A 22,787-nucleotide genomic window follows, 5' to 3' on the forward strand; every position below is an offset into this window, starting at 1 on the left:
AATCAGTGGAACAAGGTGAACAGGCCTTTGCCGCCCACCTTGTACTTGAGATTACGCGCCCGTTCACCTTTGATTTCGGCATTCGGGCCACTGACGATGGCATACGGCGGGATCGGCTTGGACACCACGCTGGCACCGCCGACCACGGCGCCTTCGCCAATGTCGGCACCGAACGAGAGCAGGGCACGGCTACAGATCCAGGCGTAATCGCCGATGAACACCGGCCCGCCAACCGCCCAGAATTCCGGCTCCTTGAGGTCGTGGCCGCCAGCGATGATCAGCACGTGCGAGGCAATGGTCACGTGATCGCCGATGACCAGCCCACCGCGAGCGTCGAGCTGGCAGTGCCAGCCCACCGTGGTGTCGTCACCGATACGCAGGCTGTCGACGCCGAGTACTTCGGTATTGCGCCAGACGGTTGAGCCCTTGCCGATTTTCGCCCCGCCCAGGCGCAGCCAGGCCAGGCGCACGGTGTGGCTGGGGATCTTGCAGATCAGGATGTTGTAGGCCTGCTCCCAGACCCGCAGCATGCGGTCGCGCAGCGTCGGCCAGTTGATGCCATACAGCGGAATCAGCGCGCCGTGCAGTTCGCTGGCCAGCAAACGGTAAAAGCGTCGCGCCAGCGGCGGCTCGATGCGCGGTTCGATGTTCAGGTAGCAGATGAACGACAGGGTCGTGTCTTTGATGCGGGTTTCAAAGGCCACTTCGTTGTCGAGCATCCATTGCCAGGTGGCTTGCAGCTCTTCGAGGCTGACGCCCATTTTTTCAGCGTATTCGGGCAGTGCCTCGCGCAGGTTATGCGAGTGCATCATGCGATGTTTCATGGGCGTTCTCCCTGGTCGGATTTGAAGTCGGCAGTGACTTTTTCGCGCAGGCGCCTGGACTCATGCAGGCTGATGCCGACAAACAGCCAGAACAGCGCGACCAGCACGCTGGTGAAGCTGAAGTAATGGTCGAACAGACCACTGAACAACGCGGTCAGTACACCGCTGGTCGTCCCCAGAGCAATGGCGTTGTCGGCCGTCAACACAATCGGCCCCTTGAGCGGGCGCACTTGCCGCCACCAACTGACGGTGATCGCGATAAACAGCAGCATGCCGGGCAGGCCGAGTTTGTAGATGAAGTTCAGCCACAGGTTGGAAATGCCGAACTCGGTGTAGTTGAGCACCGGCGGGTCGACCTTGAAGCCGATGCCGAACGGGAAGGTCGCCACCGCGTCGGGAAAGTGGCTGTATTCCAGAAAACGGATCGCGGTGCTGGTGTCGTCGTCGGAAAACAGGCTCATGATCCGGTCTTGCAACGGCGGGTAAAACACCAGCAGCGCGACGCCGGCAAAGCCGCCGACAATCAACATGCGCCCCAGGTGCGGAATGCGCCGTCGCGCCATCCATAGCATGATCGCGATCAGGCTCAGCAGCGCCCCGCGTGAGCCGGTCAGCAGCAGGCCGATGGCGCCCAGCCCGGCCACGGCCAGCGCCACGCTGCGCGGCCCGCCGCTGCGGGTCATGCCAAAACAGAAGGCCAGCGGCAAAATCATCGCCAGCGCCCCGCCCGCCACGTTGGGGTGCATCCATGGCGAGCCCATGCGGTCGGACAGCGACAGCAGGCTGCTGTTGAGTGTGTCGACGCCGCTGTAGCCCAGCACATCAAGGATCGGAATCATCGAGGTGGCGCTGCGCTCGACCACGAACACCGGGATCGACAACAGCAACAGCGCCAGCGTGCCAAGCATGATTGCGGTGACCACTTGTTCCAGAACTTTACGTTCGAGCAGCAGACGCGGTACCAGAAACAAAATCGACAGGTTGAACAGCCAGCGCACCCAGTTGATCGGACCGTTGCCCTCGGCCACCACCGTGACCTCGCCGACCACGAACGGAAAGGCGCTGTACAGCATCAGCGCCAGCAACAGGCGCTCCGCTTGCAGCATGTCGGGCTGTCGGGGCTTGTCGAAGAGCATGGCCTGTAGCAGGTAGCTGCCCCAGGTGAGCATGATCAGCGCTTCGGACACCGTGGTGCGTACGCCGATCTGAATGGTCGAGTAGGGAATGAAAGTACCCAGCACGCAGAACAGCAGCAAGCCCAGGTGCGGGCGCCGTATCACGGTGACGATCGAGGCCATCCCGGCCAGGATCAGCAGCACCATCGACAGGGGTGTCAGCCAGATCAGCAGGCCGAACAGGACCGCGACGATCAACCCGACGGGCAGGGCGATGGGCATTAGCGCAACTCCTCCAGGGCCGCATGGATTCGCCTGTGGAAGGCGTCCAGGCTGTAGCGCGCTGCCCAGTCCTTGAGCGGCGCCGGGTCTTCAGGGGCGGCGCTCGACAAGACACCCATCAAGCGCACCAGGGCGGCGCTGTCGTCTGTGACAAAGCGCGGGCTGTCGGGCGGGGTGATTTCATCCAGCGACGAACCGCTGGCCACCGCCACCGGCGTGCCGGTGCTCAAGGCTTCGATGACCGGCAGGCCAAAGCCTTCGGCCCGTGAAGGGTGCCAGAGTCGTTCGGCCTGTGCGTACACCGCGTGCAGCTCGGCATCCTCCAGGCCGCGCAGCACGTGCAGGCCGGGCAGGTTGCGTTGCGCCTCGCTGAGCGGATCGTCGCCGCCGACCAGCACCAGATCCGGCACCTGGGCAAAGCGCAGGCGTGCGGTTTGCCAGGCCTCGACCAGCCAGGCAATGTTCTTGCGTGGTTCGCGGGTACCGACGCACAGCCAGTAGCGCTCGGGCAGTTGCAGATGGCCGATGTCGGCAGGTTCACCCTTGAAGCCTTCGACCACGTGCGGCAATACCCGCAGCTTGCCTTGCACCCAGGGAAACAGGCGCACGGCCTCGTTGGCGGTGAACTGCGACGGCACCCAGACCTGATCGGCAACCCGCAGCGAGTGGGCAATCGATTGCTGGTCGGTAAACCGGTACACCCGCGCCTTGAGCCTGGAGCCATGGCTGTTGTTTTCGGTCAACTGAAACAGGTCGTGCAGTTGCAGCACGTATTTGAGGCCCGCCGGTTTCTTGCCCAGTGGCAGGCCCATATTGATGTTGGCGACATACACCTCGATACCGGCATCGCGCAGGGCACCGGGTAAAAACAGCCCTTCGAATTTGAGGCGCACGGGCAGGCGGTGTACGGAGTCGAGTGGCGTGGCCCAGCGCGGAGCAAAGATGCGCTTGCGAATCGGATGGTCATAAGGCGCTACCCCAAACAATTGCAGGCTCGATTGAGGGTAGGCGCGAAAGGCCGTTTCCAGGGCAAAGTTCTGCCGGCCGATCCCGCTGATCGGGTAACCGGCGGCGGCACGATAATCGAGACCTATACGCATGGGCGCACTCCGGGTTGAGGGGGCGTGATTCGGGTGTAGATGCCTTCGAGCTGGGCAGCCGACACCGACCAGTCATGGCGTGAGCGCACATAGGCACGACCGGCTTCGCCGATACGCGTCAGGCGCAGCGGGTCGTCGATGTAGTCGACGATCAACTGCGCAAGCCCGGCTGCGTCTTCGGCGCCCAGATAGTGCTCGGTGTTCTCGACCGCCAGCCCCGAGACACCCTGGCCGGTGGTGACGATCGGCAGGCCGGCGGCCATGGCTTCAAGAACCTTGAGTTTGGAGCCGCCGCCCTGGCGCAACGGCGCAAAGAACAGCGTCGAGCGGCTTTGCAGGGCGCGTAGATCCTGCACAAAGCCCATCCATTCAATGCGCGGGTCGGGCCATTTTTCGTGCCAGTGGGTGGGCAGGGCAAAGCCTGCCAGAGTCAGGTGCACATCCGGCTGCGCGGCCCAGACCTTAGGCATTATTTCTTCCAGCGCCCAGTACACGGCATCGATATTGGGGGCGTATTCGTAGTTGCCAATGAACAACAGATGGCGGCCCTCGCGCTCCGGGTGGACGCTGGCGTAGTAGCCGCAATCGACGCTGTTGACCACGATCGATACCGGCTTGCCGCTCAGGCGCGACAGCGCTTTGGCGTCGTTTTCGGTGACCGAGATCAACTCGCTGGTCTGGCGGAACACGCGGGTTTCCCAGCGTCGGTAACGCCAGCGGTCATACAGCGCAAACGGCGCGGCCCAGCGCGGCAATTTGTCGTAGCTGGCCGCGCCCAGGGCCGACTCGACATTGTGCTCGGTCAACACAAACGCCTTGCCGCTGCGTTGCAGGGCGCGCTCGAACGGCTGGAAGGCGTAGGTGTGTTGAATCTGAATAATGTCCCAGTGTTCTTGCAGCAGGGCCTCGAAGATGCTCTCCAGTTCGGGTGCATAGCCATTGATGCTGGCCAGCATCGGCGCCGGCGCAAATGCCACCGCCAGCAAGGTGCGCAGGCTGCGCAACGGGCGCCGGGGCAGCACGATCAGGCGCTCCAGCCAGGGTTCCATGGCCTGGCGGCACTCCGGGTCCAGCCCGGTCTTGGACTGCACCAGCAAGGTGATGCGGTGCCCGCGTGCCGCCAGGTTGCGCAGCAGGTGATACTCCCGGGTCTTGCCGCCACTGGTGGTGGGCCAGGGCAGATAGGGCAGCGTCCATAGAATGCGCATGGCTCAGGGCTTCCATTCCAGTATCTGCAAGGTCGGTCGTAGCGCCAGGGTCACACCCTGACGGCTGGCCAGCGAATTGCGTGTGCCGTCCAGCGGGTCGTGCACCACGGCTTCGCGGATATTGGGGAACGTCAGGCTGGCGCTGCTGGCGCTCCAGACCATCAGCAGTTGCGTACCGTCCGGGCGGCTCCAGGACACCGCGTACAGGTCGCGCGGCACGCTGCTGACCGCCGGCGGATCGGCCGGCAACAAGCGGGGACCGGTGATGTTCAAAAAGTTCTGCAAGGCCAGGTACACAGGCTTTGGATTGGCGCGCAGGTCGACCAGGCCATACCCCTGATCGCGGGCGCTGGCACGTTCGTCCAGATCGCTCAGGTTGAACAGAAAGATGCGCTGGTAATCCATGGTGCTCATGAGTGCCAGGCGGCGCAGGGTGTAGTCGGCCTGGCCGCGCTGGCCGATGATCGCCTGCATCTCCACCGGTCCCGCATAGCTGGACCAGCCCCATTCGGTGGCCCAGACGTTTTGCACGCCGTTGCTGTGCAGCAACTGGTTCATGGCGTTGCCGCGCACCAGAAAGTCACGGTCCGGCGGCGAGTCGCCTTCGGGGTATTCGGAGTACGGGTGGTAGGCGGCGACGATGTTCTGCTGGCCCAGCCCGCCGTCGACCAGGGTCTGCAGCATATAGCCCGGCGTGCTGTGCATCTGGCTGTAATAGGCCATGCCGGCAGTGGCGACCGGTTTGCCGGGCACCACGCTGCGGATCGCCTCAGTGGTGACGCTGAGGAGGCGGCCATAGGCGACCGGGTCTTCCTTGGGCCGCCAGACAATATTGGGCTCGTTCCAGACCTGCCAGGTGTCGACCTGCGGGTAGCGTTGGGCAAGGCGCGCCATGCGCGTGGCGAACAGATTGAAGTCGGACGGCGGGTACTGATCGCGGCTCTCGGCATCGGCCGGCGCGCTGCTGGCAAACGGTGCCGAGCCGACCAGATAAGCCAGGGTGTTGTAGCCACGGCTCTGCATCGCCGCCATGGCGGCATCGACGGTTTGCAACTGAAACTGGTCGCGCACCGGCTCGATCAGCGGCCAGTGCAAGGTCAGACGCACCCAGCCCAGCCCCAGGGCATCGAGGCGGTCCATCTGCAACTGGTACACCTCGGGGTCAAAATACGGAAACTGGACGTTGACCCCGAGGAAGTCGCGCCACTCAACCGGTCGCGGTGCCTTGAGCACGGTCTCGGCAAGGCTTTCGCCGGTATAGGCAAGCCCGGTTGCCAGCAGCGCAGCGGCAAGTAGCGATCTGGATTTAACGTGCATGGCTGTTCACCTCGCCTGACAGGCTTGCTGGAACATCTCGCGAAAACGCTCGGCGGTGTGGCTCCAGACCCGCCGCCGGCCCAGTTGTGCGGCGCGCTCGGCCCAGTCCTCGGCCAGGTGTGGCGTGTTGCACAAGGTGGCCAGCGCGTCGGTCAAGGCGGCCACATTGCCTTGCGGGTAGATCATGCCGTTGCCGTGCGACACCTCTTCGGCAAACGAGCGGGCATCGGAGGTGATCACTCCGCGCCCGCAAGCCACCGCCCACGACAACGCACCGCTGGTGCCGCGCAACTGGCCGAGCAGCTTGAGCTTGCTCGATTCGCGGTAGGGCAAGACCATCACGTGGTGGGCCTGAATGACTGTAGGGATATCGGCGGCCGGCAGGTCCAGTTGCCAGTCGATCAGGTCGGTCAGGCCCAGTTGGCGGATACGCTGGCGCAGTTGATCCAGGTAACTGCCGGAACCGCCAAAGGCCATTTCCGGCTCACTGCCGCCGGCCAGGGTCAGGCGCACGCTCTGGCGCAGTGCTGGCTGGCTGACGAACAGGCCGGCCAGCGCGTCGAGCAAATCCTCGATGCCCTTGCCGCGATAGATAAAGCCGAAATACAGCAGCCGCAAAGGTTGCAACGGCGGCAGTGGCACGGGCGCAATGTCCAGGTTGCCGTGCGGGATGACGATCATTTGTTGCTCGCGCAGGTGCATACGCTGGCGCAGGCTTTGGCTGCCGGCACGGGTCAGGGTCACCAGGCGGGTCATGTTTTTCGCCAGTTGGCGTTCGGCGCGCAGGCACAGCGGGTCGGCCAGCACGGTGGCGACTTCCGGGGCCGGCGAGGGCAGGCGGCTGGCCAGCGACAGCGGCCAGGGCAGTTTTTCCAGGCGCCAGACCAGCCGCTCCGGGTCATGCACGGTGGCGGTCAGTGGTAGTTGCGGCAAACGCTGGTGCAAGGCGCGCAGGGCGCGAAATTCGGCCAGCCGGCCGCCACCCACCTCGGCATGCACCAGATCGATGCCCTGCCAGTCGGTGTCCGCGACCCGTTGCTCGGCCTGCAGAGGGTCGTTGCCGACCCCTTGCAACGGCGTCAGCACCTCGACCCCCAGCGCCTGCAGGGCGTGGCGCAGGTGGCCGGCATAGTCAGCGATGCCATTCTGCTCCGGCGGTAGCGGAGCGAGCAGGGCGATACGCATCAGGCACGGCTCCCCAGGCGCTTGATGAACCTGAGCACTTTCTCGGGCACCTCGAAGCGGCGACGGTTGAGAATGACGCCGTCGACACGTTTGAAGGCCGTGTTCAAGGTGTGCAAGGCATCTTCGAGCATCGGTACGGTGGTTTGTTGCGCACGCACCACCAGCACGATCAGGTCGGCGTCGCGCAACAGTACGAAAGGCTTGTCCTTGCCATACAGCCCCGAGGCGTCGATCAGCACGATCTCGCCAGGGATCGCGGGTCCCGGGCCTTCGGTGCGCACGTGCTGGCCGTGTTCGATCAGCACGTTTTTCAGGCGCTCGATGACAAACTTCACGCCTTCACCGGAGTGCTCCGAGGTGAAGCCGATGGCCAGGCCTTTTTCGGCAACCTGTTGCAGCGGCAGGATGCCGTAGACCTTGTGCAGTTGCGAGGTGAACGCGGCACTGCGTTCCTGGGCACGCTCCAGGTCCGGCAGGCTGGTCCATACCGGCACCCCGAAGCGGCTTTCGATCTTGTCGCCGTCGTGGATGCGCTGGTCGAGCAGGTAGAAGAAATACAGCGCCAGCAAGCCCACCAGCAGGCTCAGCGGCAAGGCCAGCAACAGCATCAGCATGCTCTTGGGGAAGACCCGGCTGGGGTTGAGGGTGGCTTCTTCGATGAGCGCGATGTTGCTGATCTGGCTGTTGTCCAGTTCGCGATCGATACGCGCCTTTTCCAGGCTGTCGGAGTACAGCGCGTAGCTTTTCTCGGCGGCATCGAGTTCGTTTTGCAGGCGTGACAGTTCAGGTTCCAGTGCCAGGGCCTGGAGCCGGTCCTTTTCCAGTTGCGCCAGTTGCTGGTCTTGCTGGGTCAGCTGGGTCAGCAGCCGTGCATAGCTGGTCTCCTGGTCGGCGTAGACGTTCTGCATGCGGTTGTAGATCGGATTGGGGGTAATGTTTTCCGAGCGCTGCACCGTGGTCTGCTGTTCCTGAAGCAGTTTTTTGAGGTTTTCGATTTCTTCGCTGATCGCCTGGATCGGCGGCGCGTTGTCAAAGAAGGTGCGGCGCAGTTCCTGGCGCTCGACTTCCTTGCCGTTGATACGGTTTTGCAGGTCCTGACGGTTGGGGTTCAGCGACAGCTCGCGGCCGGAGCTGACGGTCTTGGGCTGGGTGGCCAGTTGTTTTTTCAGGGTGTCCAGGCCGGCCTTGGTCGAGGCGATGGCGCGGATGGTGTTGTTGCGCTCGGTGCGCAGGTCATTGAGGCCCTGAGAGGTGTCGGCCAGGCGCTGGGAAATGCTCACCGCGCCCAGCTGGTTGAGGTAGGCCTGGATCTGCCGCTTGTAGGTGATGATGTTGGTGCCGGTTTCTTTGACCTCGGTGTCGAAGAATGTATACAGGCTGACCCTGCCCAGGGTCTTGGTGCGTTGTAACTGGTACTCCTCGATCCAGTTGCGCAGCACATCGCGAGCCACGGTTGGATCATCCCAGGTGAAGGTCAGCTCCATGACCGAAGAGCCTGGGTCATGACGTACCTTGAAGCCTTTTTCCAGACTTTCGGCCAGGCGCTCGGTGGGCGAGCGTCTTTCTGCCAGGCCGATCAGTTCGAGAAGCCGGTGACCGGCACCAAATACGCCATCCACCGAGTCCTTGAGCAGGTTCTTGACGCTGGTCAGGAAGCCGGCTTCTTCGCGGGCCCTGGACATATCGGCCAGGTATTTTTCGGCCACGGTGCGGCTGATCGGCCGGCCGGTGAGCATCCGCTCTTCGTCCAGCAACGGGTCGCGCAAGCCGCTGGGCACCACGATAGATTGCCGGTTGGACAGCTCGATCGGCACTGTGCTGCTGTCACGGCCGGGCTTGACCAGCAGCAATGCGGTGGACTCGTAGCGGTTGGGCAGCAAGAACGCGCCCAGCACTATGATCACAAAGGTCACCAGCACCGTGGTCTGCACCTCACGCCTGAAGATGAAAAACAGGCGCAGCAGATCGCGAAATGAACGGATATTGATCATTGTCTTCTTCCCTGATGCTTAATTCTGCAACTCGTAATTCACCCCAAAGCCAAGCGACTTGGAGAACGGGATCAGTTGGTTGAAGTACAGGTTGACCCCGTCGGCCTTGTTGCCGACCGTGGATTTGGGCACGAACACCACATCGCCGCGTTGCAGCAGCACCGGGCCCCGAGGCGACTGGGGGCTGGCCCAGAGCATCTTGCTGTAGTCGAAGAAGTAGGTCTTGTAGAGGCCGTTGTCTTCCTGGCGCAACAGGGCGACCAGTTGCGCATCGCCGTCGGGAGCTACACCGCCGGCACCGATGATGGCCTGATCCAGCGTCGTGGCAACGGTCACCGGCAGGTTGGCGGAGTTACGCACGGCGCCACCGACGAACACCGTGTTGCCCGGTGCCTGGTTGATATTGATGGTCATCGCGGTCTGGCGATAAATACCCTTGAGCTTGTCTTGCAAGTGCTCGGTCAGTTGCGGCACGGTCATGCCCGCCGCCTGAACGGTGCCGACCCAGGGATAGGAAAAGGTGCCATCGGTGAGCACCTGGAACAAGGTCAGCTCATAGATACTGTTGGCGGTGAAAGCCGAAATGCTTGGCGCCTCGCCGGTGTTGCGCACGATGCGCAAGGTGTCGCCTGCGCGGATTTTTTGCGCCGGCAACGGTTTGCCCGCCAGCGCCAGCCCCGCCGTCTTGCCCGCCTCGATCAGCGCGGTGTCGTCCGGTACCCCTACCCGGGCCGGGGTGTTGCAAGCGCTGATGACTAGCAAGCAGGTCGCCAGCAGCAGACCTTTCAAAGGCCTGGAAAACATCTGATCCATGAATACCGCTCCCTGACGGGGAAAACATGCCGGCCCACAGCGCCGGGTTTAAAGTGCAGCATGCGGCGGTTAACCCGCATGCTGCGTTGTACAAACCGCTATCAGGCTTTGGCCGCCTGAGCCGGCACGCGTCCATAAATGTCGGTAAAGCGCACGATGTCGTCCTCGCCCAGGTACTCGCCGCTTTGTACCTCGATCATCACCAGGTCGATGACTCCGGGGTTGACCAGGCGGTGGGTGTGGCCGGGCTTGATAAAGGTCGACTCGTTGGTGTCGAGCATGAACTCACGCTCGCCGTTGGTGACCGTGGCCATGCCGCTGACCACGATCCAGTGCTCGCTGCGGTGGTGGTGCATCTGCAACGACAACGAGGCCTGTGGGTGCACGACGATGCGTTTGATCTTGAAGCGCTTGCCCTCCTCAAGCACGGTGTAGGTGCCCCACGGGCGGGTGACGGTGCGGTGCAGCCGGTAGGCTTCATGGTCCTGGCGCTTGAGCTCCTGAGCGATGAGTTTTACGTCCTGGCTGCGATTGCCGTCGGCGATCAGCAAGGCGTCGGGGGTGTCGATGATGATCAGGTTGTCCAGCCCGACCGCGCCGACCAGGCGCTTGGGCGAGTCGATAAAGCAATTGGTCACATCGTGCAGCACGGTCTGGCCGTTGCACTGGTTGCCTTGCGCGTCAGCCGGGCTCAGTTCGCGCACTGCCTGCCACGAACCGATGTCGCTCCAGCCGAGTTGGCAGGGCACCACGGCGACTCTGGACGAGCGCTCCAGCAAGGCATAGTCGATGGAAATGTCCGGCACGCGGGCGAACAGGTCGTTATCGAGTTCGACCTGCAACTCGTTGCTGCCTTGCTTGCTGGTGCTTTGCGCGACGCAGGCACTGACCGCATCGAGCACATCAGGGGCATGAATGCGCAGCTCGGCCAGCAAGGTGTCGGCGCGCAGGCAGAACATTCCGGCATTCCACAGGTGCAGCCCGCCGCTGACATACGCCTGGGCGGTGGCAGCATCGGGTTTTTCGACGAACCGCGCCACCTGATAGCCGTCGCCATTGAGCTTCTGGCCTTTCTCGATATAGCCAAAACCGGTTTCCGGCTTGCCGGGCTCGATGCCGAAAGTCACCAGCCAGCCTTGCTCAGCCAGTTGCCGGGCCTTGGCCACGGCGGCCTGAAAGGCCTCGACATCGGTAATCAAATGGTCGGCCGGCAGGATCAGCAGTTGTGCATCGTCGCCATACAGACGGGCGACGTGCAACGCGGCAGCGGCAATCGCCGGGGCTGTATTACGGCCCACCGGTTCCAGAATGAAGTCCAGCTTCGCGCGCTTTTTATTCAGCGGGCGGTAGTCGTCGACCGTACGGAAATACACCTCACGGTTGGTGACGGTCAGCAGGTGCTCGACCTGCGGCAGGGCGGTGGCGCGGTTGAAGGTTTTTTGCAGCAGGCTTTCGCCATCGGGAAGGCGCATGAACGGCTTGGGCATGGCTTCGCGAGAGACTGGCCAGAGTCGGGTGCCGGAACCACCGGCGACAATGCAGGGGATGAGAGTGCTCATCAATAGACCTCACGATTGAGTAGCACTGCCGGAACAGTGCGCAGAAGGATGTAGAGATCGAACCAGACAGACCAGTTTTCTATGTACTCAAGATCGAATTCGACGCGCTTCTCGATTTTTTCCACGGTGTCTGTTTCACCCCGATAGCCGTTGATCTGCGCAAGCCCTGTAATGCCCGGTTTGACGCGATGTCGCGAGGTGTACTCCTTGACCGCTTGCTCGAAGAGAATACCGGCCGCTTTGGTCGCCGTGGCATGGGGGCGCGGGCCCACCATGGACATGGTGCCGGCCACCACATTGAACAGCTGTGGCAGCTCATCCAGGCTGGTTTTGCGGATGAAACGTCCGACCCGTGTGACCCTGGCGTCGTGGCGGGTGGTTTGATTTTCCGCTACGGCATCGGCCTGGTGCTGATGCATGGAGCGAAACTTGAAGACCTCGATCAGGCGGTTGTTGTAGCCGTAGCGTTTCTGCCGAAACAGCACCGGCCCCCTGGAGTCGAGTTTGATGGCGATGGCCACCAGCAGCATCACCGGCGACAGCAGGGCAATGGCCAGCGATGACAGCACGATGTCTTCGGCGCGCTTGATGAACGGCGACCAGCCGTTGAGCGGCACATCGGAGGCGTTGAACATCGGCAGGCTGGCGACTTCGGTAATGCGGTTATGGGTATGGCGAAAGGCGATCATGTCCGGCACCAGCAGCACATTGACCGGCAGCCGGCGTAATTCGCGAATGATGTAATCCATGCGGTTTTCGGCGGTCCAGGGCAGGGCGACCAGTACCTGAGTGACCTTGTCTTCGCGGATCAGCCGCTCCAGGTCGCCGGTGTTGCCCAGCAGCGGCAGGTTGGCGACGGTCTTGGGCATGCGTCCGATGCGGTCGTCGATGAAGCCGGTTACTCCTGAACGAATGTCCTGATGCCGGAGCAGGTATTCGGCCAGGCGCAGGCCGTTTTCCGTGGCACCGAGAATCACCGCGTTTTGCAGGAACATGCCTTTTTTCATCAAATGCCGGAACAGCACCAGTAACAGCACGCGCACGGTGCACAGCAAGGCCAGGGTCGACAGGTACCAGACCAGCAGCGCGTCCTGGCTCACTGAATCGAGCATGTCCATGAAATGGTGCATGACCAGCAGCAGGCCAAAGGCGGCAGTCCACGCAAACAGGATGGAGCGCAAGCGCAGAGAGTTGCTGAACAATGCCTCGGAATACACGCCCAGCGCCTGGAACACCAATACGCAGATCAGGCCGAAGATCAGCAGCATGCCCAGTTGGCCTTTGGCCTGACCGGTCTGAACCACCGGCTCCAGCGCCAGGATCACCAATCCCGGCACGACGCAGGACAGGCCATGGGCCAGACGGATACCGAACAGGAAATATTCAACCAGGCTGGTTCGGGTCAACGACAGACTGTCGACGGGCTGCAACCGCATAGTGCTTCCTCACTGCGTGTCGATCCTTTGCTCAAGCATCGGTCCTTGAAATTCATCGCTTGACGGGCGAATGCCAACAAAATGTCTATGTGTATTACTCCCTGGTTTTCAGTCACGTCCTGGCTGTCGGTGACTGTTGCTGTAGCTAATCCCTTGTTTTCATGTAAGACGTATCGCTTATCGGTGAAGGAAACGGCTCTCGGTCAGGCTTTTTGACAGTAAAGCCCATGCAACAAAAAACGTCGGATTTATGCGCGCAGTTTTGTGCTTAAACGTGCCTGCAAGCCTCTGCATAACGCCCACCCGATCAATAAAGACGGGGTAATAACGTACTTTTTGGGGGCAGGAAAAATTTCCTGATGGCGTCGAGCGCTTTTGTTTTGGCCAGGGTCATATGTGCGTACTGCCCCTATGCGGGCACCATCTATCGTGTACAGGGGAGTGTCATGGCACAACGCAGAGCGATTCTGATTCTTCATGGCAAGCAGTCGCTCAACGAGCAGGTGCGCAGCGCCGTCAGCCGCAAGCGTGAAGAAGGCTGGGAGCTGGATGTGCGCCTCACCTGGGAGGGCGGCGACGCCCAGCGCCTGGTCGCCGAAGCCCTGGCCGACGGGCATCACTGCGTGATTGCCGGTGGTGGCGATGGCACCTTGCGCGACATTGCCGAGGCCCTGGCCTTGAGTGACGTGCCCGAAACCACTGACACGCCGCTGAGCCTGGTGATTCTGCCGCTGGGTACGGCGAATGACTTTGCCCGTGCCGCCGGTGTGCCGCTGGAAGTCGACGACGCCCTGGACTTGCTCGACGCCCCGGCGCGACCGGTGGATCTGGGCGAGGTGGACGGCAAGCTGTTTCTCAATATGGCCACCGGCGGTTTTGGCAGCCAGGTGACCGCCAACACCTCCGAAGACCTGAAAAAAGTGCTGGGTGGCGCGGCTTACCTGTTCACCGGGCTGACCCGGTTCAGTGAACTGCACGCCGCTTATGGCGAGCTGAGCGGGCCGGATTTCCAGTGGAGCGGCGACTTGCTGGCGCTGGGCATCGGCAACGGTCGCCAGGCCGGTGGCGGCCACGAACTGTGCCCTACGGCGCTGGCCGACGATGGCCTGCTGGATGTCAGTATTCTGCCGGCACCCCAGGAATTGGTGGGAACGCTCAAGGGGTTGCTGGCCGGCGGGCTGGGCATCGAGAACATGTTTGTTCGCGCGCGCCTGCCGTGGGTCGAGATCAAGTCGGCGCAGGGCCTGGACATCAATCTGGATGGCGAGCCACTGACGCTCACGCAGATGCGTTTCAGCGCCCGCCCGGGTGCCTTGCGCGTGCACCTGCCGGCCGGCTCGGCATTGCTGGGTGCCAGTGAAACGCCGTGGCTCAGTCGTCCAGACTGATGATCCGTTCGCGCACGCAATACAGCACCAGACCGGCCACGTCGTAGATTTGCAAGCGCTTCATGATTTGCGCGCGGTGGGTCTCGACGGTCTTGACGCTGAGGTTCAGGCCAGAGGCGATATCACGGGTCGAGGTGCCGCGCACGATCAGGCGCAGAATTTCGAGTTGACGTGTGGTGAGGTTATGCGTGTCGGGCTGTAACACCTTGCCGTTCTGACTGCCGAGCAGTGCCTGGTTGATCACGGTATGGGCGATGGCCGGGCTCAGGTAGCGCTCGCCATCGCGCAAGGCTTGCAAGGCGTGATGCAGTTCGCTGGCCGTGGTGTCCTTGAGCAGATAGCCATGAGCCCCCAGGTGCAGGGCGCGCATGATCAGCTCGGGCTCGGTGTGCATCGACAGGATCAGCACCTTGCTGTCGGGCAGCACTTGCAGCAAATGGCTCAAGGCATCCAGGCCATGGGTGCGTTTCATGGAAATGTCGAGCAGCACGATGTCTGGCGTCAACTGCAGGGCCAGGCGGCTCAGCTCGCTGCCATCGGTCGCTTCGCCGATCACGCTATAGCCTGGGATATCGGCTACCAGAGCGCGAATCCCGGCGCGAATCAGCGAATGGTCATCGATTAGCAGTAGCGTGCAGGTCATGGTCAGGTCTTGTCAGTGTGGCCTTGCGTCCGGGCGCGGGCATGATGGCGCGCTGACCATGGAAAAACAACATTGATACGTGTGCCCTGACCCGGCGCGCTGTCGAGGGTCCACCGACCGCCGAGCAAGGCAACCCGCTCACCGATACCGGCAATCCCGCGCTGACCGGCGCGGGCCGGGTCACTGGCGGGTGTGAAGCCGTGACCATCATCTGCAATGAACAGCGTCAGGCCTTCGGGCAGGCGTTGCAGGCGTATCAGCAGATTGCTGGCGCCTGCGTGACGCAGCATGTTGGTGACCGCTTCCTGGGTGATGCGAAAGGTGGCCACGGCCATTTCTTCGGCGATGCCGTGCAACGGCTGGTGGCATTGCAGGCTCCAGTGCACGGTACTGCCGGCCAGGGTGTTCATCAGGTGTGAACGCAGGCTGGCCTCCAGGCCAAGACTGGATAACTGTCGGGGGTTGAGAATAGCCGACAGGTCGCGCACCTTGTCCAGGGTTTCTTCCAGCGTGGCGTTGAGCTGCTTGCCTTGCGGCTCCAGTTCTGCGGGCAGGCGCCGTTGCAGCCAGTCGAGTTGCAGCCGGGCGGCGGTCAGCATCTGGCCGATGTCGTCGTGCAGCTCGCGACTCAGACGATGGCGCTCGTTTTCCTGAACCTCCAGCATGCGGCTGGCCAGTTCCTGCGGTTGCAGGCTGATGGCGCGGTTACTGCGCAGGCGTGCCAGCCAGATGCTGGCGAAGGCCAGCGCATTGAGCAGCAACAGGGCGGCTGGCAAAGGTTGCGCGTGCAGGTACACGACGGTATTGCCCAGCAGCGCACCGAGGCACAGCGTCGCCGTCAACCAACGGGCGGTTTTCCCGTTCAGTGACCGGGACTTGCGCGATAGGCGATGCAGGGGCGTTGAGGGTGAAATCATCGAGTGGTCATGCTTGAGTCTGTCAAAGGCCATGACCCTAACAATGCTGCCTGGTGATTGAAAGGGGGGGGCTTGAAAGACGTGTTATCGCCTCACAGGCCAAGCGTGTTCAGCAACGCGTGTTGTTCCTCGTCGTCAAGTGCCAGCTCGCCGGTGTGCGGGTCGATCAATTCCAGTTGCCAGGCCAGCAGATCCAGGCAGCGCCCGAGTGTGTCGATCGTTTCGACATTCAAGCGGTTGTCATTGAGCCGTCGCCTCAGACCCTCCCGCAGCTGCGCGGTGAAGCCTGCGATGTTGTTTTGTGAGGCATCGGCCGCTTTGTCGGTGAGGGTGAGCAGGGTGGTCTGCAAACAGGCAAGGGCGTCTTCGTCGTCGGCGATCATTTGCAGATGAGCCACGCATTCTTGCGAGCGCTGCAGCAGCGCCTGGGACTGGCTGACGAATTCATCGTGTTGATGCAGCCACTGATTGCTGTTCAGCATTCTTGATCTCCATGCCTGATGGATGGCGAGCGCAGCACGACCGCCGTGAATGCCTGACAGTTAATTTTGATTTCACTGGATTGTCTGTAGGGCGTTTCTGAATGTTGCGCAATAGTGACATTCAGGCATTTTAAACACGCAATATGCGCGGCAAGACGCAGATTTTCAGGCGAGATGAGGAGTTCCCGAGCGTTTTGCCTTTCGGGAAAGCATAGAGGCCGCAAGGCCTGGGCAAGGGTCAACTGCCTGACTCCATTCATGCAATGAGAAGGGCGTCACAATAATGGCTATTGAATATTGCGAATATCAGGTCAGCCCCGAGGCGGCGTCAGGCGTACCCTTACTATCGAATTTTTCGATTTGTCGAAAGGCATGGATCAGAACGCCATTGTCGCAATAGTTGGCAACTTCTCAGCCAGTAAAGCATGATGCCTGTATGACATCAATGACCGTAAAAAAGGGTCCGTAAAGGACCGTTAAGGTCTTGGCAGTAGCCGCCGATATATCGGCTGGCAGACTCATCGTTATCAACGCTCCAGGAGCTATAAACAAATGGCCGGCATTCTCGACACAGTAGATCAGCGCACGCAATTGGTGGGCGAGAATCGCCTGGAAATCCTTATGTTCCGCCTGGCCGGTCGTCAGTTGTTCGCAATCAACGTGTTCAAGGTTCAGGAAGTGCTGCAGTTGCCGAAACTGACACTGATGCCACAGCGGCATTCATTTGTCTGTGGCGTGGTCAACCTGCGCGGCCAGACCTTGCCGGTGATTGACCTGTCCCAGGCCATCGGCATGCGCCCGTTGGTGCCGGGCCCTGACAGTACGATCATCGTCACCGAGTACAACCGCACGGTGCAGGCGTTTCTGGTGGGCGGTGTGGACCGCATCATCAACCTGAACTGGGAAGCCATCATGCCGCCGCCGGCCAGCGCCGGTCGCCAGCATTACCTGACCGCGATCAGCAAGGTCGACGACCAGTTGGTCGAAGTCATCGACGTCGAAAAAGTCCTTGCCGAAATCGTGCCGTACAACGCGAAGGTTTCCCGCGAAAAACTCGAAGATCCGATTCTGGACCACGCCCGCGGACTCGAAGTGCTATTGGTCGATGACTCCAAGGTCGCCCTGGCACAGTTGCGCGATACCTTGTCGCAGCTCGGGCTGAAACTCCACACCGCCAGCGATGGCCTCAAAGGCCTGAACATGCTCAAGGCCTGGGCCGACAGTGGCGAGGACATGAGCGAGAAATTGCTGATGGTCTTCACCGACGCCGAAATGCCGGAAATGGACGGTTATCGTCTGACCACCGAAATCCGTAACGACCCGCGCCTCAAAGGCCTGTACGTGGTGTTGCACACCTCGCTGTCGGGCAGCTTCAACGAGTCGATGGTCAAGAAAGTCGGCTGTGACAGCTTCCTGTCCAAATTCCAGCCCGACAAACTGGTCGACATCGTCCGCGAGCGCCTGAAAATGGTGCTTGAGGGCTAAAAGCCAGCGTAAAGCCTGTAAGCTGTGACGCGAATCTCTATGTATTCGCGTCACACAAGGAACAGGCCATGTTGCAGCTCAGCGCGCTTTACCGTTATCCCCTCAAGTCCTGCAAGCCCGAGGTGCTCGACAGCGCGCATTTCGATGCCTTGGGGCTGTCCGGTGATCGACGCTGGATGCTGGTCGACGCCGCCTCGGGGCGCTTTCTGACCCAGCGTGCCCTGCCGCACATGTCGCAACTGTCAGTGCTGTGGAATGCCACAGGCGGGGTCACGTTCGCCGCCGACGGCTTTGAATCACTGGACGTTGCCTTGCCCATCGAGCAGGCCGACACGCTGCGTGGCGTGACGGTCTGGCGCGACAGCCTGCAAGTGCCCGATGCCGGCGATGCCGCTGCCGACTGGGCCAGCGCGTTTATCGGCAAGCCGACCCGCGTGGTGTATATGCCTGAAGCCCGCGCCCGCTGGCTGCCCGACGGCTACGGCACGATCGAAGACAAAGTGAGCTTTGCCGATGGCTTCCCGCTGCTGCTGATCGGCCAGGGCTCGCTGGACGATCTTTCAGCGCGTATCGGCCGGCCCCAGGAAATGCTGCGTTTTCGGCCTAATCTGGTGATCAGCGGTGCCGAACCTTACGCTGAGGACGGCTGGAAGCGCATTCGTATCGGCGAGCTGGAGTTTCGGGTGCTCAAAGCCTGCTCGCGCTGCATTCTGACCACCATCGACCCGGCCACCGGCCAGCGCAATCCCGACCGTGAACCCCTGGCGACGCTCAAGACCTATCGACAGGTCGAGGGCGAAATCCTGTTCGGGCAGAATCTGGTCAGCGACGGGGCAGGGCGGCTGGAGGTGGGGATGACGGTTGAGGTGCTGGAATAGGGCGGTGTTGCCACCGCCCTGATTGTTGCAATTACAGGTCGTCGAAGAAGCGTTCGTGCCAGTCCACAAGAGGTTGTGGCGAGTTGAGTTTCTGGCCGTAGATCACCGAATAAGACAGCACGTTTTGCACGTACTGGCGGGTTTCGTCGAACGGAATGCTTTCGACCCACACGTCGAACGCCAGGTGGTTGGCGCCCTTGAGCCATTGGCGTACACGGCCCGGCCCTGCGTTGTAAGCAGCGGAGGCCAGCACGCGGTTGCCGTTGAACTGGCCGTGCACCTGGCTGAGGAAGGCAGCACCCAACTGAATGTTGGTGTCCGGGTTGAACACCTGCTGCGGTGAGGCCAGCGGGATGTTGAAGCGCTTGGCGGTCTCTTTGGCGGTGGCCGGCATCAGTTGCATCAGGCCGCTGGCGCCGACGCCGGAGCGGGCGTCGTCCATGAATGCGCTTTCCTGACGGGTAATGGCGAACACCCAGCTTGAATGCAGGCCACGCAGCTTGGCTTCACGCACCAAAGTGTCGCGGTAGGCCATCGGGAAGCGGATATCCAGGTCGTCCCAATACTGCGCCTGGCTGATGGTGCGGATTGCCGGGAAGTACCATTTCAGGTCATAGGCCAGCCTGGCCTGGGCGACCATTTCATCGCGGCTGAAATGCCGGCTGACGTGGTACCACTCGCGGCGACCGTCGACGATTTCGCCACGGTCGTGAAATTCCAGCGCACGACGCACGCCCGGAGTATTGCGCACCTTGGTGATCAACGCCTGGCTGAGCAGCAGCGGCTTGTTGTTGAGCTGATAAGGGTTTTGCGTGCGGTCGGCGGCCAGAAAGCCGTAGAAGTCGCGCTCTTTGGCAACTTCCCGGTACAGGGTCGGAATCTGCGGATTGTTCGGCTGCGCCAGCTCCAGCGCGCGGGCTTCCCAGTAGCGCCAGCGGTTGGTGTTGGCCAGGTCCGGCGGCAGGCGGCGCGCCAGGTCGTAGGCGTCCTGCCAGCGGCCCAGGCGCAGCAGCAGGCGCATGCGCCATTCGCTGACGGTATCGTCGCGCAGCTCAGGGTCGTAGCGGGTCATGACGTCCAGTGCGCGGTCGTCATAGCGGCGCGCCAGGGTCAGGCCGATCTCTTTGGCGATCTCGACCTGTTCTTCCCGGGAGAAGCGCAGCGTGGTGGCATAGCCATCGAGCATCGCCAGGGCTTTTTGCGGGTCCTGGCGGGCCAGGCGGCGCAGGCCCAGGCCAACGACATCGGACATGGCTTCATCGACCGGCATGAACTGCGCCGGGTTATTGAGCATTTCCGGTTTTTGCGCCACCGCCAGCAGCAGCTTGCCCTGCGGCGCCAGCGAATTGAGGCTGTCGACCAGGGTCTTGGCCAGCGTGTAATTGCGCGCCTGTGCCGCCAGCTTGGCGCGTTGCCAGCGCTTTTGCTCGGTCAACTGGCCCGCAGCGGCCCACTGGGCGAAGAAAGCATCGCAGGCGCCCGGCAGGGTCTTGCTGGTCATCCACAGTTTTTCGGCGCTGGCATAGCCTTCGGCGCGCTGCCCGCTGCTGATCTGGTACTGGCCGTACAGGCAGTCCAGTTCGGTGAAGTTCATCTTCGGGTCGTAGTACTTGACGAAAGTCTGCCAGTCGCCGCGTTCGGACAGCCAGCGCAACCAGCGCAGCTTCATCCAGTTGGCCTGTGGCAGGTCACCGTGTTCGGCAAGAAATTTCTCGATCTCGGCATTGCTCGCGCTTTTCAGGCGCGCGGTCAGCTCGTCGTATTCGAGGTACGGTTGCAACGGGTAGTCGGCCAGCGCCGCACTGCTGGCCATATACGGCCCGGTGTCACCCTTGGCCAGCGCGCGCTTGGCCTCGTCATAGAGTTTGCGCTGTTGGTTGATGTCCGCAGCCAGGGCAGGCGTGGCGGCAGTGATGGAGAGAAGCAGGCAGGATACAAGGCTGAACAAACGACCGCGCATGGGACTTCCGGGCTGGTGAGTCGTAAAAGTGCCGCTAGCTTAGCCTTTTGCCAGCTCCGGTTGAAAGCATTGCGGCCAATCGTGACTCACCTGGAAATAAATCTTTGCCCCACAAGCGCTCAGGGCCGGGCCTCAAGGTGATTACCCGGCCATCGGATGCCGACATTCATGCGCCATCTCAGGTAGAATGCGCGCCCGGTTTTTGGAGAAGATCATGACCCTGCTCAAATTCAGCGATGTGTCCCTTGCCTTCGGCTCTATGCCATTGCTGGACAAGGTCTCCTGGCAGATCGCCCGTGGCGAGCGGGTGTGCATCATCGGCCGCAACGGCACTGGCAAATCCAGCATGTTGAAGCTGGTCAAGGACAGCCAGAAGCCTGATGAAGGCTCCATCTGGCGTGCGCCGGGGCTTAAAATCGGCGAATTGCCGCAAGAGCTGCCCGAAGCCGACGAGCGGACGGTGTTCGATGTGGTTGCCGAAGGCCTGGACGGCGTTGGCGCGCTGCTTGCCGAATATCATCATCTGGCGCAGAACTGCGTCACCGAGGAAGACCTCGACAAGCTGATGCATGTTCAGCAGGCCCTCGAAGCGCGTGATGGCTGGCGCCTGCAACAGGTGGTCGAAAGCACCCTGAGCCGCCTGCAATTGCCCGCCGACAAGACCCTGGCCGAGCTGTCCGGCGGCTGGCGCCGGCGTGTGCTGCTGGCACAGGCGCTGGTCTGCGAGCCGGACCTGCTGCTGCTTGACGAACCGACCAACCACCTGGACATCGGCGCCATCGCCTGGCTTGAAGAAGCCCTCAAGGATTTCCAGGGCGCGGTGCTGTTCATCACGCACGACCGCTCGTTCCTGCAGAACCTGGCGACCCGCATTCTGGAACTCGACCGTGGCGGCCTGATCGACTGGAACGGTGACTACGCCAGCTTTCTGGTACACAAAGAAGCCGTGCTGGCGGCTGAAGAGACTGCCAACGCACTGTTCGACAAGCGTCTGGCCCAGGAAGAGGTGTGGATTCGTCAGGGCATCAAGGCGCGCCGTACCCGTAACGAAGGCCGTGTGCGCGCCCTCAAGGCCCTGCGTGTAGAGCGTGGCGAGCGTCGTGAGCGCACTGGCAAGGCCAATATCCTGATCGAATCGGCTGACAAGTCCGGCAAGCAGGTGATCGTTCTGGAAAACGTCAGCTTCGCTCATCCGGGCGGCCCACAGCTGATCAAGGACTTCTCGATGGTCCTGCAGCGCGAGGACCGTATCGGCCTGCTGGGCGCCAACGGCACCGGCAAGACCACCTTGCTCAAGCTGATGCTGGACAATCTGCAGCCGACGTCCGGCACCGTCGAAACCGGCACCAAGCTTGAAGTGGCCTACTTTGACCAGTTGCGCCATCAGCTTGAGCTGGAAAAGACCGTTATCGACAACATCGCCGAAGGTCGCGATTTCATCGACATCGATGGTCAGAGTCGTCACGTGCTGAGCTATCTGGGCGACTTCCTGTTCAGCCCGCAGCGTGCGCGTACGCCGGTCAAGGCGCTGTCCGGTGGTGAGCGTGCGCGTTTGCTGCTGGCCAAGCTGTTCAGCAAGCCTGCGAACCTGCTGGTACTCGACGAACCGACCAACGACCTGGACGTCGAAACCCTCGAACTGCTCGAAGAGGTGCTGTCCAACTACAAAGGCACCGTGTTGATGGTCAGCCACGACCGGGCATTCCTCGACAACGTGGTGACCAGCACCCTGGTGTTCGAAGGCGAGGGCAAGGTTCGCGAGTACGTCGGTGGTTATCAGGACTGGCTGCGTCAGGGCGGTTCGCCACGTTTGCTGGGCGTTGCCGACAGCAAGTCGGGCAAGGCCGAACTCAAGAGCGCAGTAGTACCACCGGTGGCTGCGGCACCTGTTGCAGCCGCCCCGGCTGCGAAAAAGAAACTCAGCTACAAGGAACAGCGCGAGCTGGAGGCCTTGCCGGCGCAGATCGAGCAGACTGAAACGCAACTGGCGGCCTTGAGTGCCGAGATCGCCAAGCCTGCGTTCTATCAGCGGCCCTCCACCGAAGTGACAGCGACGCTGGCCAAGGTCGAGGCAGTGCAGGCCGAGCTGGATGCGTTGCTTGAGCGCTGGGCCGAACTGGACGACTGATGAAACGAAAACGCCCGGCAGATACCGGGCGTTTTCAGTAGTAGCCGGTTATTCCTGCTTTTTAAGGCGTACTGCC

The 22,787-nt window shown here is 61.9% G+C and carries 18 protein-coding genes; 4 read left to right on the forward strand and 14 right to left on the reverse strand.

The window, feature by feature from the left end; all coding sequences use genetic code 11:
• Positions 1-2 precede the first annotated feature (2 nt).
• From ACYP2A_RS11295 to ACYP2A_RS11340, 10 genes are all read right to left on the reverse strand, one after another.
• Positions 3-824 (reverse strand): acyltransferase, encoded by an 822-nt coding sequence (locus ACYP2A_RS11295; RefSeq protein WP_459745079.1) that lies wholly within the window; start codon positions 822-824, stop codon positions 3-5.
• Complete coding sequence (locus ACYP2A_RS11300) at positions 821-2,221, reverse strand: O-antigen ligase family protein (RefSeq protein WP_459745080.1); 1,401 nt, start codon at positions 2,219-2,221, stop codon at positions 821-823. The genes ACYP2A_RS11295 and ACYP2A_RS11300 overlap by 4 nt, the downstream gene beginning before the upstream one ends.
• On the reverse strand, positions 2,221-3,321 hold the full coding sequence (locus tag ACYP2A_RS11305) for a glycosyltransferase family 4 protein (RefSeq protein WP_459745081.1): 1,101 nt from the start codon (positions 3,319-3,321) through the stop codon (positions 2,221-2,223). Before ACYP2A_RS11305 ends, ACYP2A_RS11300 begins: the two co-directional genes overlap by 1 nt.
• Positions 3,312-4,529, reverse strand: coding sequence for a glycosyltransferase family 4 protein (locus ACYP2A_RS11310; RefSeq protein WP_459745082.1), 1,218 nt, complete (start codon positions 4,527-4,529; stop codon positions 3,312-3,314). The genes ACYP2A_RS11305 and ACYP2A_RS11310 overlap by 10 nt, the downstream gene beginning before the upstream one ends.
• Positions 4,530-4,532: 3 nt before the next feature.
• Positions 4,533-5,846, reverse strand: coding sequence for a glycoside hydrolase 5 family protein (locus tag ACYP2A_RS11315; protein ID WP_459745083.1), 1,314 nt, complete (start codon positions 5,844-5,846; stop codon positions 4,533-4,535).
• Between the two features lie 6 nt (positions 5,847-5,852).
• Entirely contained in the window at positions 5,853-7,031 is a 1,179-nt protein-coding gene (locus ACYP2A_RS11320) for a glycosyltransferase (protein WP_459745084.1), read from the reverse strand.
• Positions 7,031-9,022, reverse strand: coding sequence for a GumC family protein (locus ACYP2A_RS11325; protein WP_459745085.1), 1,992 nt, complete (start codon positions 9,020-9,022; stop codon positions 7,031-7,033). Before ACYP2A_RS11325 ends, ACYP2A_RS11320 begins: the two co-directional genes overlap by 1 nt.
• Before the next feature lie 18 nt (positions 9,023-9,040).
• Entirely contained in the window at positions 9,041-9,811 is a 771-nt protein-coding gene (locus tag ACYP2A_RS11330) for a polysaccharide biosynthesis/export family protein (protein ID WP_459745251.1), read from the reverse strand.
• 125 nt (positions 9,812-9,936) lie between these two features.
• Positions 9,937-11,394: a mannose-1-phosphate guanylyltransferase/mannose-6-phosphate isomerase gene (locus ACYP2A_RS11335; protein ID WP_459745086.1), complete on the reverse strand. Its 1,458-nt coding sequence runs from the start codon at positions 11,392-11,394 to the stop codon at positions 9,937-9,939.
• Entirely contained in the window at positions 11,394-12,830 is a 1,437-nt protein-coding gene (locus ACYP2A_RS11340; protein ID WP_459745087.1) for an undecaprenyl-phosphate glucose phosphotransferase, read from the reverse strand. Before ACYP2A_RS11340 ends, ACYP2A_RS11335 begins: the two co-directional genes overlap by 1 nt.
• Positions 12,831-13,276: 446 nt before the next feature.
• Between ACYP2A_RS11340 and yegS the strand changes: the two genes are divergently transcribed.
• A complete protein-coding gene (gene yegS, locus ACYP2A_RS11345; RefSeq protein WP_459745088.1) occupies positions 13,277-14,218 on the forward strand; it encodes a lipid kinase YegS in 942 nt (313 codons plus the stop codon).
• Here yegS and ACYP2A_RS11350 read toward each other — a convergent pair.
• From ACYP2A_RS11350 to ACYP2A_RS11360, 3 genes are all read right to left on the reverse strand, one after another.
• The gene (locus ACYP2A_RS11350) at positions 14,202-14,861 is read right to left on the reverse strand and encodes a response regulator (protein WP_459745089.1); all 660 of its coding nucleotides are present in this window, start codon (positions 14,859-14,861) and stop codon (positions 14,202-14,204) included. The two genes, yegS and ACYP2A_RS11350, sit on opposite strands and share 17 nt — an antisense overlap.
• Before the next feature lie 2 nt (positions 14,862-14,863).
• Positions 14,864-15,778: a sensor histidine kinase gene (locus tag ACYP2A_RS11355; RefSeq protein WP_459745090.1), complete on the reverse strand. Its 915-nt coding sequence runs from the start codon at positions 15,776-15,778 to the stop codon at positions 14,864-14,866.
• Between the two features lie 92 nt (positions 15,779-15,870).
• Positions 15,871-16,260, reverse strand: coding sequence for a hypothetical protein (locus ACYP2A_RS11360; protein ID WP_459745091.1), 390 nt, complete (start codon positions 16,258-16,260; stop codon positions 15,871-15,873).
• A gap of 552 nt (positions 16,261-16,812) precedes the next feature.
• Here ACYP2A_RS11360 and ACYP2A_RS11365 point away from each other — a divergent pair.
• The gene (locus ACYP2A_RS11365) at positions 16,813-17,745 is read left to right on the forward strand and encodes a chemotaxis protein CheV (protein ID WP_459745092.1); all 933 of its coding nucleotides are present in this window, start codon (positions 16,813-16,815) and stop codon (positions 17,743-17,745) included.
• Between the two features lie 68 nt (positions 17,746-17,813).
• Positions 17,814-18,623, forward strand: a complete 810-nt coding sequence (locus ACYP2A_RS11370) for an MOSC domain-containing protein (protein WP_459745093.1) — start codon at positions 17,814-17,816, stop codon at positions 18,621-18,623.
• Between the two features lie 31 nt (positions 18,624-18,654).
• Here ACYP2A_RS11370 and ACYP2A_RS11375 read toward each other — a convergent pair whose 3' ends face one another.
• Positions 18,655-20,583: a transglycosylase SLT domain-containing protein gene (locus ACYP2A_RS11375; RefSeq protein WP_459745094.1), complete on the reverse strand. Its 1,929-nt coding sequence runs from the start codon at positions 20,581-20,583 to the stop codon at positions 18,655-18,657.
• 214 nt (positions 20,584-20,797) lie between these two features.
• Between ACYP2A_RS11375 and ACYP2A_RS11380 the strand changes: the two genes are divergently transcribed.
• Complete coding sequence (locus ACYP2A_RS11380; protein WP_459745095.1) at positions 20,798-22,711, forward strand: ATP-binding cassette domain-containing protein; 1,914 nt, start codon at positions 20,798-20,800, stop codon at positions 22,709-22,711.
• Positions 22,712-22,787: the final 76 nt, after the last annotated feature.

Source organism: Pseudomonas sp. 3A(2025), from assembly GCF_054589175.1.

Excerpts from the sequence above, each read along its gene's own strand:
- ACYP2A_RS11295 (WP_459745079.1), bottom strand. The coding sequence starts at position 824 with ATGAAACATCGCATGATGCACTCGCATAACCTGCGCGAGGCACTGCCC.
- ACYP2A_RS11300 (WP_459745080.1), bottom strand. The coding sequence starts at position 2,221 with ATGCCCATCGCCCTGCCCGTCGGGTTGATCGTCGCGGTCCTGTTCGGC.
- ACYP2A_RS11305 (WP_459745081.1), bottom strand. The coding sequence starts at position 3,321 with ATGCGTATAGGTCTCGATTATCGTGCCGCCGCCGGTTACCCGATCAGC.
- ACYP2A_RS11310 (WP_459745082.1), bottom strand. The coding sequence starts at position 4,529 with ATGCGCATTCTATGGACGCTGCCCTATCTGCCCTGGCCCACCACCAGT.
- ACYP2A_RS11315 (WP_459745083.1), bottom strand. The coding sequence starts at position 5,846 with ATGCACGTTAAATCCAGATCGCTACTTGCCGCTGCGCTGCTGGCAACC.
- ACYP2A_RS11320 (WP_459745084.1), bottom strand. The coding sequence starts at position 7,031 with ATGCGTATCGCCCTGCTCGCTCCGCTACCGCCGGAGCAGAATGGCATC.
- ACYP2A_RS11325 (WP_459745085.1), bottom strand. The coding sequence starts at position 9,022 with ATGATCAATATCCGTTCATTTCGCGATCTGCTGCGCCTGTTTTTCATC.
- ACYP2A_RS11335 (WP_459745086.1), bottom strand. The coding sequence starts at position 11,394 with ATGAGCACTCTCATCCCCTGCATTGTCGCCGGTGGTTCCGGCACCCGA.
- ACYP2A_RS11340 (WP_459745087.1), bottom strand. The coding sequence starts at position 12,830 with ATGCGGTTGCAGCCCGTCGACAGTCTGTCGTTGACCCGAACCAGCCTG.
- yegS (WP_459745088.1), top strand. The coding sequence starts at position 13,277 with ATGGCACAACGCAGAGCGATTCTGATTCTTCATGGCAAGCAGTCGCTC.
- ACYP2A_RS11350 (WP_459745089.1), bottom strand. The coding sequence starts at position 14,861 with ATGACCTGCACGCTACTGCTAATCGATGACCATTCGCTGATTCGCGCC.
- ACYP2A_RS11355 (WP_459745090.1), bottom strand. The coding sequence starts at position 15,778 with ATGATTTCACCCTCAACGCCCCTGCATCGCCTATCGCGCAAGTCCCGG.
- ACYP2A_RS11360 (WP_459745091.1), bottom strand. The coding sequence starts at position 16,260 with ATGCTGAACAGCAATCAGTGGCTGCATCAACACGATGAATTCGTCAGC.
- ACYP2A_RS11365 (WP_459745092.1), top strand. The coding sequence starts at position 16,813 with ATGGCCGGCATTCTCGACACAGTAGATCAGCGCACGCAATTGGTGGGC.
- ACYP2A_RS11370 (WP_459745093.1), top strand. The coding sequence starts at position 17,814 with ATGTTGCAGCTCAGCGCGCTTTACCGTTATCCCCTCAAGTCCTGCAAG.
- ACYP2A_RS11375 (WP_459745094.1), bottom strand. The coding sequence starts at position 20,583 with ATGCGCGGTCGTTTGTTCAGCCTTGTATCCTGCCTGCTTCTCTCCATC.
- ACYP2A_RS11380 (WP_459745095.1), top strand. The coding sequence starts at position 20,798 with ATGACCCTGCTCAAATTCAGCGATGTGTCCCTTGCCTTCGGCTCTATG.